A 14,641-nucleotide genomic window follows, 5' to 3' on the forward strand; every position below is an offset into this window, starting at 1 on the left:
ACGGAGACCACGAGAAATTGGCGGAACCCGGCATCCATTTCCTCGACGCGTATGGGCCGGATGGTGTGCGTCTCTACGCGATCGGCGACGTGCATGGCCGGCTCGACCTGCTGGCCGCCATGCACCGGCGGATCGAGAGCGAGTTGGAGTGGCAACCGGCTCGCGACTGGCGGGTGATTCACCTCGGCGACTATGTCGACCGTGGGCCGGACTCCGGGGGTGTCATCGATTTTCTGATCGAGGCGCGCGAACGCGATCCGCGCAATCTGATGCTCGCCGGCAACCATGACACCGGCTTTCTCGATTTTCTGAGAACCCCTGACCCGGAAGGGCTTTTCATGCGCTATGGCGGCGTCCAGACGGCGCTGTCCTATGGGGTGTCGCTCGCCGCCGACGCCGGTTGGTTCGGCAAGATGGAGACGATGAGACGGGGGCACGCGGCCCTCCTCGAAGCCGTGCCGCAAAGCCATATCGACTTCCTGCGCTCGCTGCCCTTCTCAGTGAGCTTCGGCGACTTCTTCTTCTGCCATGCCGGTATCAGGCCCGGCATTCCCCTGGAGAAGCAAAACCCGCAGGACCTGATCTGGATCCGTGACGTTTTCCACGATCACACCGGCCTCTTCCCCAAGATCGTGGTGCACGGCCACACCCCGGTCCCTGAGGCGGAGGTGATGGCCAACCGCGTCAATGTCGACACGCTTGCCTGGCAATCAGGCATGCTTACCGCGCTCGTCGTGGACGGAGCGGACAAACGCATCCTGGAAATGGCGATAAAGGAAGCTTGAGCGGCGCGCGCTAGAGGACGCGAGAGAGGCTCCGGCTTTAGCGAAGGGAGGCGGTGACGCCGTAGCCGTCGACGGCGTTGTGGTTGTTGGCTGCATCCGCGGCATAAATACCCAGGCCGCAAAGCACGATGGCGGACAGCATGGCAAAGGACAGAAGCGCTGCTTTCACGGAAGTCATCTCTTGTTGAGCTTTCTGCATCTGTGCATGGGACGGTTACCAATGCGTTGAAACGGAGAATTCGCTTCAAATTTTCGGCGATTTCGCGCTTCTAGGCATGTTCTGTATCGGAGGTGTGTCGCACGGGTCACACAAAAGGTTCATCGCGGTTGCACTGCCGATGCAGAGCGCGCGCCTTCTAGGACAGCGGGCGGACACAAGCCAAGGATGAAAGGTGTTTTCCCCAGACGGATTCAGGGCCGCGTGCCAATTATGTCACGCGGCGGGCTGCGGAGGGCGGATGCTCAGATGGTCGCGACCCAGGCGCGAGCAATGGCAAGGCCGGCGGCATCCGCGTCGGGGCCGTTGCGGGCCATTTCGCCGTCAAGCTTGCCTGCCCAGTCGGGATGGCGCGCGGCGATAACGGGCGCGAAGGAGGAACTCCAGTCCTTGACCATCGGCCGGTCGGCCTCGAAATGGAACTGGAAGCCGTAGACCGCGCGGCCGACACGAAACGCCTGATTCTCGGCGACGTGATTGCCGGCGAGCCGCACGGCGTTTTCCGGCAGTTCGAACGTGTCGTCGTGCCACTGGAAGATCGGGAATTTTTCAGGCAGCGCGGCCAATACCGGATCGGCCTTGGCGTCCGGCGTCAGCGAAACGCCGTGCCAGCCGAATTCGTTGGCGCCGCCGATGCGGTTCTCGCCGCCGAAGGCGCGGGCGACGAGCTGACTGCCGAGGCAGATGCCGAGCACGGCGCGATCCTTGCCGGCGAAATCGCGGGTCAGTTCCAGCAACGTCGGGAAATAGGGATATTCATCGTCGGCCAGCGCATTCTGGCCGCCGCCGAGCACCACCATGGCATCGTGGCCAGTCGCGTCGTCCGGCAGCGGATCGCCCTTGTAGGGCAGGCGCACATCGAGATCGGCACCCGCTTCCGCGAGTGCGGCACCAACCTGGCCGAGGCCGGTATTGTCGTAGTTCTGGACCACCAGCACCCGCATCCGCAAAACCTTGCTGACATCAAAATGATGCGAGGAGCGATATCATGCCGCTAGTGTCGCAGCCAAGATGCGTATCCTGGGAGAGAACTATGCCACTGCAGAACCGGGTCGATCCGTTCGGCGCCATCCACGCCGTGCCCGAGCGCGGCCTGTTCACCGGCAATCGCGGCATCATCCACGATCCCGAAACGAAGACCCTGTTGAAGAAACGTTGGGCCTTGCAGGCGTGGATCATCTGCGTGTGCCAGTTCCGCAACGTGCGGCGCGAGCCGATGGGCCGCAACCGGCCGGGTGGCAAGCCCGGCTGGACCGAGCTGTTTTTCCTCGACGAGGTGACGGCGCTGGCCGCGGGTCACCGGCCTTGTTTCTTTTGCCAGCGCGAGCGGGCCAGGGATTTTGTCGGCCACTTCGGCAAGGCCTTCGGCATTGCCGAACCGCGCGCGCCGCAGGTCGATAGGCGATTGCACAAGGAGCGGCTGGCTTCCGGCGGGCAAGCGGTGAAGCTCGATCGCACGTCGATCATGGCCCTGCCGGACGGCACGATGATCGCGGCCGGCAACAGGCCCTACGCGCTGCGTGACGGTGCGGCGCTGCCCTGGAGTTTCGGCGGTTATGGGCCGGCGATCGGCCTCGACGCACCCGACCTTGCCGATCCGTTCATGATCACGCCGATGACGGCCGTGGCCGTGCTTGGCGCCGGGTATCGACCGGCCTGGGCAAGCTGAGCAGTCGCGCTACTTCAATTCCGACTGCGGCACCACGGGAACCGCCGGCAACTCATAGTAGTCGCCCGCGGATTCCGGATACAATTGGCTTTCCATTTTCAGACCGGTCTTGCCGTCTATGGTCCCGGCCCAGACCGAAATGAACGGGCTGCCAACCTGGCGCCAGAACAGATTTCCACCACATACGCAGCAGAAGGCGCGCTCGGCGTGCTCAGACGATCTGAACCAACGCAGCGTATCGCCTGTGATGGTCGCCCGTTGCTGTTCAACCTGCGTGGCCGCCCCGAAATGGCCGGTTGCCTTTCTGCACTGATTGCAATGGCAAGCAACGATCGGACGCAGTTCACCGCTCAACTCATAGCTCACGGCACCGCACAAACAGCCGCCTCGTGTAATCCTTTCCAACCCACGCCTCCAGACCGCATTCTTCTGCACTCCAGACTGCGCGATGGAGCAAAAGACGGGCATCGGCATTCCGACAGCGCCATGTCGTCTTTGCTGTACGGCCGGCATGCAGGCTTGACGCCACGGGCAGCGTCGACCATTCCTCGGCCATGCGCGCCAATTACAAGATGCAACGCCTGTTCGTGTCCGACGATCTCGCGGCGGACGTCGAGTTCGATGCCGCTCAGCAGCAGAGCCATTATCTCATGCATGTGCTGCGGCTCGCCGAGGGCGCGGAGATCCTCGTCTTCAATGGCCGCGATGGCGAATGGTCGGCTGCGATTGCCGCCAAATCAAAAAGGGCGGTGCGGCTGAAAGTGCTGACGCTGCAACGGCCACAGCCGCCACTGCCCAACCTCATCTACTGTTTCGCGCCACTGAAGCAGGGCCGCCTCGACTATCTCGTGCAGAAAGCGGTCGAGATGGGCGCGGGCATCCTGCAGCCGGTCATCACCCAACATACCCAAGTGGCGAAGCCGTCAATCGATCGCCTGCGCGCCAATGTCGTCGAGGCCGCCGAGCAGTGCGGCATCCTGGCGGTGCCGGAGGTTCGCGAGGCGGAAAGGTTCGAACGCCTGCTGACCGGGTGGGACAAGGAGCGGCGGCTGGTCTTCTGCGACGAGGACGCCTCGACCAACAATCCGCTGCCGGCTTTGCGGCAGGTGAAGGTGAAGGAGAAGAAGCTGGCGCTGCTGGTCGGGCCGGAAGGCGGCTTTTCCGATGACGAGCGCAAGATGCTGCGCGCCCTGCCCTTCGTGACCGCCATTCCGCTCGGGCCGCGCATCCTGCGCGCCGACACGGCGGCCGTGGCCGCACTTGCCGTCATGCAGGCGACGATCGGAGATTGGTGAGGCTCTTCTTTCTCCCTCCGAGCAAGAAGGCGCGCTCTTCAATTCCTCTTGACCTCTGGCTCAGGATTTTTCGCTTGATCGGCTGCTGACATTTCGTCCATTTACCCCCGGCGGCCCTCCGGCTGCTCTTGAGGGCTTGATCATGGCGCGCGACACAACCGATTTCCGGCCCATCGAAGGCGTCGACGAACTCGTCGAGCACCTGGCCGAGGGCAACAAACCACGTGACAAGTGGCGCATCGGCACCGAGCACGAGAAATTCCCGTTCTATGTCGATGGCAACGCACCGGTGCCCTATGGCGGCGAACGCGGTATCCGCGCCATCCTCGAAGGCATGCAAAACAAGCTCGGCTGGGATCCGATCATCGATGACGGCCGCATCATCGGCCTGGTCGAGCCAACCGGACAAGGGGCGATATCGCTCGAGCCCGGCGGCCAGTTCGAGCTTTCCGGTGCACCGCTGGAGACGATCCACCAGACCTGCCGCGAGGGCAATGCCCATCTGGCGCAGGTGCGCGAGATCGCCGAGCCGATGGGTATCCGCTTTCTCGGCCTCGGCGGCAGCCCGAAATGGTCACTGGCCGAGACGCCGAAAATGCCGAAGTCGCGCTATGAGATCATGACGCGCTACATGCCCAAGGTCGGCACCAAGGGCCTCGACATGATGTACCGCACCTGCACGATCCAGGTGAACCTCGACTTCGAGAGCGAAGCCGACATGCGCCGCAAGATGCAGGTGTCGCTGAAGCTGCAGCCGCTGTCGACGGCGCTGTTCGCCAACTCGCCTTTCACCGAGAGCCGCCCAAACGGCCTGCAGAGCTGGCGTGGCGACATCTGGCGCGACACCGACAACCAGCGCTCCGGACTGCTCGAATTCTGCTTCTCGCCCGATTTCGGTTTCGTCGACTACGTCGAATGGGCGCTCGACGTGCCGATGTATTTCGTCATTCGCGACGGCCGCTATCACGACATGACGCATATCACCTTCCGCCAGTTCATGGCCGGGGCCGCGCGCAATGAAGTGCCGGACGGTCTGCCGACCATGGGCGATTGGGCGAACCACCTGTCGACGTTGTTCCCGGACGTGCGGCTGAAGCGCTTCCTCGAAATGCGCGGCGCCGACGGCGGCCCTTGGCGGCGCATCTGCGCGCTGCCGGCCTTCTGGGTCGGGCTGCTCTACGACGAGGCCGCGCTCGACGCGGCCGAGGCGTTGACCTCGAGCTGGACTTACGAGGAAGTTCTGGCGATGCGCAACGCGGTGCCCGAGCAAGGCATTTCCGCGCCCTTCCGCAACGCCACGCTGCGCGAGATGGCGCGCGATGTGCTGGCCATTTCGCGCCTGGGGCTGAAGAACCGCGGCAAGAAGAACCGCGACGGCTATGACGAGACGTCGTTCCTCAACACGCTCGACGAGGTCGTGGCGCGCGGCACCACCAGCGCCGAGGAGATGCTTTCCGCTTACCACACGCGCTGGGGCGGCTCGATCGAGCCTGTGTTCATGGAATACGCCTACTGACCCGGCGCGTTGAGGAGCGGCAAAACCCGCTTCAATAGAGTGATGAAACGAACTAGGCTCTCAGCCGAGGATTTCCCGGAGGAGACGCCGATGCCTACCTTGTTCGACATGCTGACGCAGGCCCAGAACGGCAACGGCATGCAGGCGCTTGCCCAGCAATACGGGCTTTCGATGCAGCAGACGCAGGCGGCGGTCGCCGCGCTGCTGCCGGCCTTTTCGCAAGGGTTGCAGCGCAACACCGCCGATCCCTACGGGCTCGGCGCGTTCATGACCGCGATGGCCAGCGGCCAGCACGCCAAGTATTTCGAGGATGCGACGCGCGCCTTCTCGCCGCAAGGCGTCGACGAAGGCAACGGCATTCTGGGACACCTGTTCGGCTCGAAAGAGCTTTCGCGCGCCGTGGCCAGCCAGGCAGCGCAAGCGAGCGGCGTCAGCCAGCAGATCCTGCAGCAGATGCTTCCCGCGATCGCCTCGATGGTGATGGGCGGCCTGTTCAAGCAGACGACGGACCAGTTGACGGGAGTTCCGATGCAGGCCGCAGGCGGCTTCGGCGGCGGCAATCCGCTCGGCGAGATCATCGAGCAGATGATGCGGCAGGGTGGCGGCATGCAGGCGCCGCCGCCCCAGGCCCCGATGGACAACCCGCTTGGCAAGGTCTTGCAGGATATGTTTGGCGGCACGCCGCAAACGCAAAGCCAGCCGCTGCCGGCCCCCAATCCCTATGGCGACAATCCGCTCGGCAAGGTGCTGCAGGACATGTTCGGTGGCGCTGCCCAGCAACCACGGAACCGGCCGCAGCCGCAGCAGACACAGAGCCCTTACGGCGACAATCCGCTGGGAAAAATGTTCGAGGAGATGCTGCGCGGCGGGAGTGGATTTGGCAGCGGACAGCCGGCGCCCGAGACACCGCAGCAGCGTCAGGCACCACAGCCGCAGACCAACCCGAGCGGCAGGCCGAGGAATCCATTCGACGATATCTTCGGCAAGATGTTCGAGACCGGCGCCCAGCAGCGCGACGAATACCAGAAGAGCGTGGAAACGATCTTCGACCAGTTCAAGCGCGACATGGACCGCCGGTAGGGCGCCACGCTACAACCCACCATTTTCGAGCAAGCCGAAAAGAAAAGCCCGGTCCTTGGGAGGACCGGGCAATGTGCAGGCAGGCCGGCGGGGAACCGGCAGGGAGTGGAGAGCCTGCAGAACCTTGGTTGCGCTGACCCCTCAAAAGGTTCAACGGGAACCAATCAGGCCACCTTGCGGGCGATGTCCTCGATCGTTGCGACGCGATCGCTGGCAATCTCACGCAAGATCACCGTCGGGTCGCGGCCAAACGGCACGTCGATGGCGACATGCAGGTCGGCGCGCGTCAGGCCGATATCGGCGAGTTCGGCATCCGACATCTCGCCAAGGCGATAGAAGGCGCGGCGATTTTTCCAGGCGCGGTAGGCTTTGGAGACGGTATTTGCCACGCGCGTCGCAACGGCCGGACGCGTGGTGATGCGCGAGGTCTCGGTGGCGAAATCGATCGTGGTCATGTCAGCCTCCTTCGGAGTCGAGCGGACGAAGCCGGGCAAGCGGCGCCAGTGACAGGTGCCGCTCCGGTTTCGATTCACATGCTTTCATGTGGACAATGCCAATTTGCCATCGACCAATTGATTAATCCAACGAATGTTTCTAATCCTAGGCATCAACATCAATGATGGATCACGCCGATGAAAGCGCCGCTCGATCTCGATCAGTTGCAGACCTTCATCTCAATCGCCGACACCGGCAGCTTCACCCGCGCGGCGGAGGAAGTGCACCGCACCCAGTCGGCGGTGTCGATGCAGATGCGCCGGCTGGAAGAGCGGATCGGCAAGCCGCTGTTCGAGAAGGACGGGCGCAGCAACAGGCTGACGGAGGAAGGCGACAAGCTGCTCTCCTATGCAAGACGGCTGCTCTATCTCAACCGCGAAACACTCGCCGCCTTCGATGACCAGCGGCTCGAAGGCACGATCCGCATCGGCACGCCGGACGACTATGCCGACCGTTTCCTGCCCGAGATCATGGCGCGCTTCACGCGCTCCAATCCGCGTGTCGAACTGACCGTGATCTGCGAGCCGACGCCGGGGCTGGTCGAGCATATCAAGCGCGGCAATCTCGACCTGGCGCTGGTGACCCACAATGATGTGCGCGGCCAATCGGAAGTCGTGCGGCGCGAACCGCTGCTGTGGGTCTCCTCGGCCAACCACGCAACACACGAGCAGGAAATCCTGCCGATGGCCTTTGGCCGGCCGAACTGCATCTGGCGGCGCGCCGCCGTGGATGTGCTGGACCAGCAGAACCGCGACTATCGCATCCTCTTCACCAGCTTCTCGGCAACCGTCATCACCGCCGCGGTGCTGTCCGGCCTGGCGATCTCCGTGCTGCCGGAATGCGCTCTCAGGCCCGGCATGCGCGTGCTGGGCGAGGCCGATGGCTTCGGCGCCCTGCCCGACTGCCGCATCGGCATCATGCGCGGCCAGACGTCGCGACCCGAGATCGTCGACGCGCTCGCCCGCCATATTTCGGAAAGCCTGGACAATATCTCGGTGCCGCTCGGCGAGGAGACGGGAACCTTCGACTTCGCCGCACTTGCCTTTTCCAAGATGAAACGAACCAGGCCGAACCAGATCCTGCCGGGCTGGTAGATAGGGTCCGGCGCACCAGGTTCTGGACAACTGGCCTGACACGCGCCTTGACGTGGAGCGCCAACCGGCCCCCAATCGACCGATGAGCGAAGCAGCATCCGAATCACGCACCAACGCCACCGAATACACGGTGAGCGAAATATCCGGTGCCTTGAAGCGCACGGTCGAGGACGTCTTCGGCAATGTGCGGGTGCGCGGCGAAATTTCGGGCTATCGCGGACCGCACTCCTCCGGCCATGCCTATTTCGCGCTGAAAGACGACCGCGCGCGGCTCGATGCCGTGGTGTGGAAGGGCACGATGAGCCGGCTGAAATTCCGTCCCGAGGAAGGGATGGAGGTGATCGCCACCGGCAAGCTCACCACCTATCCCGGCAAGTCCAACTACCAGATCGTCATCGACAATCTCGAGCCGGCAGGCGCCGGAGCGCTGATGGCGCTGCTGGAAGAGCGCAAGCGCCGGCTGCAGGCGGAAGGGCTGTTCGACGCGGGCCGCAAACGCCGGCTGCCGTTCATGCCATGCGTCATCGGTGTCGTCACCTCGCCAACCGGCTCGGTCATCCGCGATATCATCCACCGCATCAAGGACCGCTTTCCGCTGCATGTGCTCGTCTGGCCGGTGCGCGTGCAAGGCGAAACCGCGAGCGCGGAAGTGACCAATGCCGTCACCGGCTTCAACGCGCTGGCATGGGATGGCCCCATCCAGCGCCCCGACCTTTTGATCGTCGCGCGCGGCGGCGGCAGCCTGGAAGATCTGTGGGGCTTCAACGACGAGACACTGGCCCGGGCTGTTTCCGCCTCCGGCATTCCGGTGATCTCCGCCGTCGGCCACGAGACGGACTGGACGCTGATCGACCTCGTCGCGGATGTGCGGGCGCCGACACCGACGGGTGCCGCCGAAATCGCCGTGCCTGTGAAGGCCGATCTCGAAGCGACGCTTGCCAGTCTCGGCGCGCGGCTGAAGGCCGCGGTGCTGCGCAATTTCGAGCGCAAGCGGCAGGCAGCCCGCGCGGCGGCGCGCGCACTGCCCTCGCCCGATCAATTGCTGGCGCTGCCGCGCCGGCGCCTCGATGATGCGACGAGCCGGCTCGGCCGCGGCCTGATGGTGTCCACCGAACGCAAGCGGGCACGATTCTTCGCCGTAAAGTTGACGCCGGCGATGCTGTCACAGAGGATTGCCGAGGCGCGGCGCACCAACGATCGGAACCTTTTGCGGGCGCAAGGGGCGCTGCGCGCGCTGACGAGGGCACGGCGCGCTGAACTGAACCGCGCCGCCGATCAGTTGCCAAAATGCGCCAAGGCGTCGTTGCAGCGTCACAGGCAGCAGTTGGCATTATTACAGGGTCGCATCACGATCGAGCCGACAGCGCGGCGGCAACGTGTGCAGAGGGATTTGCTGACGGCACTGACCAGACGTGGCAGCCAGGCGGTACTGCTCAGGCTGGAGCGGCTGCGCGGCCGCATTGGCCAGGCCGACCGGCTGATGGCGACGCTTTCCCACAAGGCCGTCCTGGCGCGTGGCTTCGCGCTGGTGAAGGACGCCGACGGCGCCGTCATCAAGCAGGCGGCCGACGTGGCATCGGGGATGGCGCTGTCGTTGGAGTTCGCGGACGGCACGGCGGATGCGGTGGCAACCAGCGGGACCGCGCGGCCAAGGCCGGCTGCCAGGCCGGCGGCCAAGACCAAGGAACCCGGCAAACAGGGATCGCTGTTCTAGAGCCGGATGATTTCAGGTCGAATCGACCTAAAATCTGAATCCGGCTCTAAATCATAGGGTTAGAGCATGATGTCATCCGAAAACCGCTTCACACTTTTCGGCATCATGCTCTGAGATCATGACCGACAATCCGCATCATCTTGCGACGCCGTCAGGCAAGCCGCGCGCGCGGAGCGTCGGCATCGGCTTTGACGGAACGCCCGGGCCGTTCAATGCGATCACCGACGTGCCCGGTGTCGCGGTCGGCTATTCGACGCTGATATCGGGCGATGGCGCGCTCGTCGTCGGCAAGGGGCCGGTGCGCACCGGCGTCACCGCCATCCTGCCGAGGCCGCGTGCCGAATTGGCCGCGCCGGTTTTCGCCGGCATCTTCAGCCAGAACGGCAATGGTGAGTTGACCGGCTCGCATATCGTCGAGGAAACCGGTGCTTTCAACTTCCCGATCACAATCACCAACACGCATTCCTGCGGAGTTTCGCGTGACGGCACGCTGCGCTGGATGAACCAAGTGCTGCCGGCCGCAATCGACAGCGCCTGGGGCCTGCCGGTGGCGGCGGAGACCTATGACGGGTTTCTCAACGACATAAACGGCCACCATTTGACGTTTGCGCATGTCGCCGAGGCGCTCGATGGCGCGGCGGGCGGCCCGGTCGAGGAAGGCAGCGTCGGCGGCGGCACCGGCATGATCACTTTCGGCTTCAAGGCCGGTTCCGGCACGGCGTCACGCATCGTCGCATGGCAAGGGCGCAGCTACACGGTGGGCGCCTTCGTGCAGTCGAATTTCGGCAAGCGGCGCAATTTTACCCTTCGTGGCCTGCGTGCCGGACCGGACCTTATCGAGCCGGCTGTCCGCGAGGGAACGCCGCGCGCCGAAAAGGGCTCCATCATTGCCGTCATAGCCACCGACGCGCCGTTCCTGCCGCACCAGATGAAGCGGCTGGCCCGCCGTGTGCCGCTCGGCGTCGCGATGACCGGCGGCTTCGGCTATCACAGCTCGGGCGATATCTTTCTCGCCTTCTCGACAGCCAATCCCGACGCGGCACTGGCGCCATCGGGCCGCATCGCCAATGCCGATTTCATCCCCGATACGGACATCGATCCGTTTTTCGATGCCGTGATCCAGACCGTGGAAGAATCGATCCTCAACGCTTTGGTCGCCAATGACGACATGACCGGGCGCGACGGCAATTTCGTGCCGGCATTGCCGAAAGCGTGGCTAAAGGAAAAGTTTGGCTGAGAGGAAAACGCGGGCCGAACAGCCCGCGCATTCAGACAGGGGCGCCTCTAAACTTATTCCGCGGCCTTGCTGGAAGGCTGCTGGTGCTCGTCGGCCTCGGCCGCTTCCTCGAGCCGGGAGGCGATCAGTTCCTGGATATCGCCGACTTCCTCCTGGATGTCCTCCAGCGGGATGCCGACCTCGGCCGCCTTGGCGGCGCATTCCTTGGCCAGCGTCTCGGCCTGATTCTCGATCCTGGCATGGGAGTGGCAATGGACCTTTTCGCCGATCCATCCCCGCAAGAATTCGATCGCGTGTTCACTCATACTGCTGTTCCCTGGCGGCAAAGCCGGTTGGTAATCATAAACGTCGGCATCCAACAAAGGATGCATGCTCCCATTCCAGCCGAGTCGCGGCCAGCCGGCAAGCCGATGCCGTCCAAGGTCCACAGAGCCGAAGGGAATCGAGGGGTGAAGAACATTTTCTGATTCTGAAGGACTGTACCGTTGGCGGGATCTGCCCCGCTCCGAGCAATTGCTTCTACCTTTTACGGCTTTCAGTCCGTTTCGTATCTCAATGGCGGCCACAGCCGCCTCATGTTGCACTTCAAGGCGCGAGCCCGCGAGGCCGCCGCTATATAGTGATATCCTCATGCAATGTCGACTCCTCTCAACGGTGCCCGCAGGACGCTCGGAAGTCGCGCATTGCGCCAGCCCGTCAGAAGGTCTCAACCCAGGGCCTGAGTTCCATTTCCCAGGTCCATGCGCTGCGGTGCTGGCGATGGATGGAGAGATAGGCCTGCGCGATCGCATCCGGTGACAGCCGGCGGTCCTGAGGCTCGGAATCCTGTCCGGAGACGGCTGAGCCAATGGCGCCATCGATAATGAAATGCGCGACGTGGATGTTCTTCGGCGCCAGTTCACGGGCCATGGACTGCGCCAGCCCGCGCAAGCCGAATTTGGGCATTGCAAAACCGGCGGAGCCCGCGAACCCCTTCACGCTTGCCGTCGCTCCGGTGAAGAAGATCGAGCCCGCCCCCTGGGCGAGGAGCCGGTGGGTCGCCTGCTGACCAACCAGGAAACCGCCATAAGCCCCGACCAGCAAAGCCTGCCGGACGGTCTCGGGATCGAGCTCGGCGATCGGTCCGCGGGCGCGTCCGCTGGCATTGAAAACCACGAGCGAGAGCGGGCCGGCCTTGTCGGCGACATCGAACAGACGCGCCACCGAGGCGCGATCGGAGACATCCGTTGCCACGGCCTGCGCGCCTGTCTGCGCCTGCAAGGCTTCCAGCTTTTCAACGTTGCGGGCAGCCAGGACCACATGGAACCCTTCCTTCGCGAAAAGACGCGCAAGCGAGGCGCTCAAGCCGGAGCCTGCACCGGCGATGACGGCGACTTTGGATGTCATGAGACCTCTCCCTCTTTCCACTGATTGCGGCCAATGGCTGGCGCATGGCCTTTATTGAAGCTTGCCCGATCAGCGCGGCGCGAGCAACGTGCACGGCGCCCAGAAAAATGGCCGGGCGCGAAAGCGGCCCGGCCAAAAAGAAGGTCATAACCTTCAGAGGGGAACACCGCTCGGCGAAATGGGAGGAAACACCGAACGGGTTTTTCCCTTTTGGACCAAATTCCGGCCGGAAGCGACGAAGGGTTTTCTAAAGATCGGGCAGGATCGCGAAATTCTGTCCTTTCCTGCACGGGAAGCTCATCAACTCCGATTTCCGACTCCAGCAGATTGGCCTAATGGCGCCGCGCGACATCGGGAATGCTCGCGCCAGTCCTGTGTGCCTCTGGTTAGCTCGACGCGCCACTCTGGACGATCAGCGACTGGTGCTTGCCAGAAAGAGCTGATCCGTTGTTTCCAGCAAGGCTTCGTCTGCGATGGCATCCCGCTCTGTCTGCTGCTAGGAAAGCTGTTGTGCAGGCTGTTCGACCTGATGCACCTTTCCGGCCTGGGTCAGTCGCGCCATGACCGCGGTCATCTGATTGTAGAGATCGACGAACCCCGCCGGCGACATCGACAGTTGCCCGACAACGACGCGATTGATGTTCGCGCGGTCCTCGGCGTCCACACGATCCGAATAGAGCGTAAGGCGCAACACGTCCTGGCGGAAACTTATGGCCAGGGCGCCATCGCAAAAAATCTCCGGCGCATCGGGCCGGTCGATGATCTTCTCAACGCGCTGGTTCATATCGGCCCTCTTTGCCTTTTCTCGAATTTGATCGCGCGCGATTGGTGTCGATCCACCCGGCCCGCAGGATCGAGGGGGAGACGAACTCGCCCTCGATCGGTGCATGCACGAGATTCGCACACGGTTCGTCAAACGTGGAGTTGCAGGTAGCTGCCCGAGTAATTCAGCGCACCCGCAACAATGCCGAAATGATCGCCCTCATCCAAGGTGGTGAAAACGTGCGACTGGTTCAGCGACAGCATCATGTTGTTGCCGGTGGCCCCATCGGTGGTGGCGTTCATGTCGGCAAAGATCTGGCTGCCCGACGGCACACCGCCAACTGAACTCTGCCAGGCGGCGCTGCTTGCCTTGACCGTCTTGGTGAAGCCGTCTTTGCCCGGTTCCGTGGCATTGTTGTAGTCGAGGATATAAGCATCGGCGGAAGTTACCTGGCCGTCGCCATTGGTGTCCGTGTTATGCGTCACGCCGCCATTTGCGATCAGCCAGTCGGTGATGTTGGCAATCATGCCCGCCGGCGCGCTGAAGTTCGGGACACCGGCCCCATTGAGCAGCGTGGTGATCGCATAGCGGACGAAATCGCCGAGCTTGTCGCCGCCCGTGCCGTTAGCCCCGCCGACGATCTCCCGGGCATCGTCCCACTCGATGACCAGGGACTTGCCGCTGGCATCCGTGAATAGCAGATCCTTGTGGTTGTCGTGATCGACATCGAGATTTCCGGGTAGATTATTGGCGATGTCCGGGGCCGAGATCGTGCCGGCAGCGGCGAGCTTGGAAGCGAGCGAAACACCCTTTCCGTCAACGCCGCCATTGCTGGTGTCGGTTCCGAGGATCGGCGCGTCCCAGACATATTCATGATTGTACCAGAAGCCCGGGGTGAGCCCGAGGGCGCCGAGTTCGTGGTTGCCGAAGGTCAGGGCGTTGCCGACGTTGACTTCCCTGTGCAGGGAGTCGGGCTGCCCTTCCTCTCCGGCGACCGCGACGAGTTCCTGTCCGCTGAGCACCGTTACCGTCGTGGTGGCGTCACCAACGCCATCCTTGTTGTGGTCGACGGTCGCACCCCAAGTCGTTCCATCCGTGAACAGCTCGGAGATCGTATAGGTACCTGGATGAAGGTTGCCGAACGAGAAGTAGCCATTTGCACCAGTCGTCGTCGTAAGGGTGTCGATCGTGCCGTTGCCGTCGACATCACCCTGCAACTGGATGGTGATGCCGGCCATCGGGACATCGCTTCCATCGTATTTGCCGTTGGCATCCATGTCATTGAACTTGAAGCCATGGATGGAGCCCGGCACGAAGTTGTCGAAGTCGAGCCCGGTCTGGTTGGTGCCAGAAGTGCCGGTAATGCCGTAGCCGGCAGCACCGACCGTCT

The 14,641-nt window shown here is 63.3% G+C and carries 16 protein-coding genes; 8 read left to right on the forward strand and 8 right to left on the reverse strand.

Going from position 1 to position 14,641, the window contains the following annotated elements; translation table 11 throughout:
• Positions 1-17 precede the first annotated feature (17 nt).
• Positions 18-785, forward strand: coding sequence for a metallophosphoesterase family protein (locus FJ930_RS27175; RefSeq protein WP_141840841.1), 768 nt, complete (start codon positions 18-20; stop codon positions 783-785).
• 37 nt (positions 786-822) lie between these two features.
• Here the strand turns inward: FJ930_RS27175 and FJ930_RS30785 are convergent, their stop codons facing one another.
• Positions 823-954, reverse strand: coding sequence for a hypothetical protein (locus FJ930_RS30785; RefSeq protein ID WP_013893872.1), 132 nt, complete (start codon positions 952-954; stop codon positions 823-825).
• Between the two features lie 293 nt (positions 955-1,247).
• Positions 1,248-1,946: a type 1 glutamine amidotransferase gene (locus FJ930_RS27185; RefSeq protein WP_141840842.1), complete on the reverse strand. Its 699-nt coding sequence runs from the start codon at positions 1,944-1,946 to the stop codon at positions 1,248-1,250.
• 89 nt (positions 1,947-2,035) lie between these two features.
• Between FJ930_RS27185 and FJ930_RS27190 the strand changes: the two genes are divergently transcribed.
• A complete protein-coding gene (locus FJ930_RS27190) occupies positions 2,036-2,671 on the forward strand; it encodes a hypothetical protein (RefSeq protein WP_141840843.1) in 636 nt (211 codons plus the stop codon).
• Between the two features lie 9 nt (positions 2,672-2,680).
• Here the strand turns inward: FJ930_RS27190 and FJ930_RS27195 are convergent, their stop codons facing one another.
• Positions 2,681-3,025: a GFA family protein gene (locus FJ930_RS27195; RefSeq protein WP_246677047.1), complete on the reverse strand. Its 345-nt coding sequence runs from the start codon at positions 3,023-3,025 to the stop codon at positions 2,681-2,683.
• Positions 3,026-3,225: 200 nt separating this feature from the next.
• On the opposite strand from FJ930_RS27195, the gene FJ930_RS27200 reads away from it, so the two are divergent.
• The 3 genes from FJ930_RS27200 to FJ930_RS27210 all read left to right on the forward strand — a co-directional run bounded on the left by FJ930_RS27200 (position 3,226) and on the right by FJ930_RS27210 (position 6,562).
• The gene (locus FJ930_RS27200) at positions 3,226-3,966 is read left to right on the forward strand and encodes a 16S rRNA (uracil(1498)-N(3))-methyltransferase (protein ID WP_141840844.1); all 741 of its coding nucleotides are present in this window, start codon (positions 3,226-3,228) and stop codon (positions 3,964-3,966) included.
• 142 nt (positions 3,967-4,108) lie between these two features.
• Positions 4,109-5,482: a glutamate--cysteine ligase gene (locus FJ930_RS27205; protein WP_141840845.1), complete on the forward strand. Its 1,374-nt coding sequence runs from the start codon at positions 4,109-4,111 to the stop codon at positions 5,480-5,482.
• 90 nt (positions 5,483-5,572) lie between these two features.
• Positions 5,573-6,562 (forward strand): DUF937 domain-containing protein, encoded by a 990-nt coding sequence (locus tag FJ930_RS27210; protein ID WP_141840846.1) that lies wholly within the window; start codon positions 5,573-5,575, stop codon positions 6,560-6,562.
• A gap of 164 nt (positions 6,563-6,726) precedes the next feature.
• Here FJ930_RS27210 and FJ930_RS27215 read toward each other — a convergent pair whose 3' ends face one another.
• A complete protein-coding gene (locus FJ930_RS27215; RefSeq protein ID WP_140748803.1) occupies positions 6,727-7,017 on the reverse strand; it encodes a DUF1127 domain-containing protein in 291 nt (96 codons plus the stop codon).
• 177 nt (positions 7,018-7,194) lie between these two features.
• Between FJ930_RS27215 and FJ930_RS27220 the strand changes: the two genes are divergently transcribed.
• The 3 genes from FJ930_RS27220 to FJ930_RS27230 all read left to right on the forward strand — a co-directional run bounded on the left by FJ930_RS27220 (position 7,195) and on the right by FJ930_RS27230 (position 11,102).
• Positions 7,195-8,151: a LysR substrate-binding domain-containing protein gene (locus tag FJ930_RS27220; RefSeq protein WP_140748800.1), complete on the forward strand. Its 957-nt coding sequence runs from the start codon at positions 7,195-7,197 to the stop codon at positions 8,149-8,151.
• A gap of 82 nt (positions 8,152-8,233) precedes the next feature.
• On the forward strand, positions 8,234-9,865 hold the full coding sequence (xseA, locus tag FJ930_RS27225) for an exodeoxyribonuclease VII large subunit (RefSeq protein WP_141840847.1): 1,632 nt from the start codon (positions 8,234-8,236) through the stop codon (positions 9,863-9,865).
• 118 nt (positions 9,866-9,983) lie between these two features.
• Positions 9,984-11,102 carry a P1 family peptidase gene (locus tag FJ930_RS27230; RefSeq protein ID WP_141840848.1) on the forward strand — a complete coding sequence of 373 codons (1,119 nt, stop codon included), beginning with the start codon at positions 9,984-9,986 and terminating at the stop codon, positions 11,100-11,102.
• A gap of 53 nt (positions 11,103-11,155) precedes the next feature.
• Here FJ930_RS27230 and FJ930_RS27235 read toward each other — a convergent pair whose 3' ends face one another.
• The 4 genes from FJ930_RS27235 to FJ930_RS27250 form a co-directional block, all read right to left on the reverse strand.
• On the reverse strand, positions 11,156-11,407 hold the full coding sequence (locus FJ930_RS27235) for a DUF768 domain-containing protein (RefSeq protein WP_140748791.1): 252 nt from the start codon (positions 11,405-11,407) through the stop codon (positions 11,156-11,158).
• 391 nt (positions 11,408-11,798) lie between these two features.
• Positions 11,799-12,488: an SDR family NAD(P)-dependent oxidoreductase gene (locus tag FJ930_RS27240; protein WP_141840849.1), complete on the reverse strand. Its 690-nt coding sequence runs from the start codon at positions 12,486-12,488 to the stop codon at positions 11,799-11,801.
• 496 nt (positions 12,489-12,984) lie between these two features.
• On the reverse strand, positions 12,985-13,272 hold the full coding sequence (locus FJ930_RS27245) for a hypothetical protein (protein ID WP_140748785.1): 288 nt from the start codon (positions 13,270-13,272) through the stop codon (positions 12,985-12,987).
• A 128-nt stretch (positions 13,273-13,400) separates the two neighbouring features.
• On the reverse strand, positions 13,401-14,641 hold a 1,241-nt coding region (locus tag FJ930_RS27250), incomplete at its 5' end, for an SdrD B-like domain-containing protein (protein WP_210243491.1).

Origin of the sequence: Mesorhizobium sp. B2-4-15, from assembly GCF_006658505.1 — a bacterium.
In the GTDB taxonomy this organism is placed as follows: Bacteria; Pseudomonadota; Alphaproteobacteria; order Rhizobiales; family Rhizobiaceae; genus Mesorhizobium.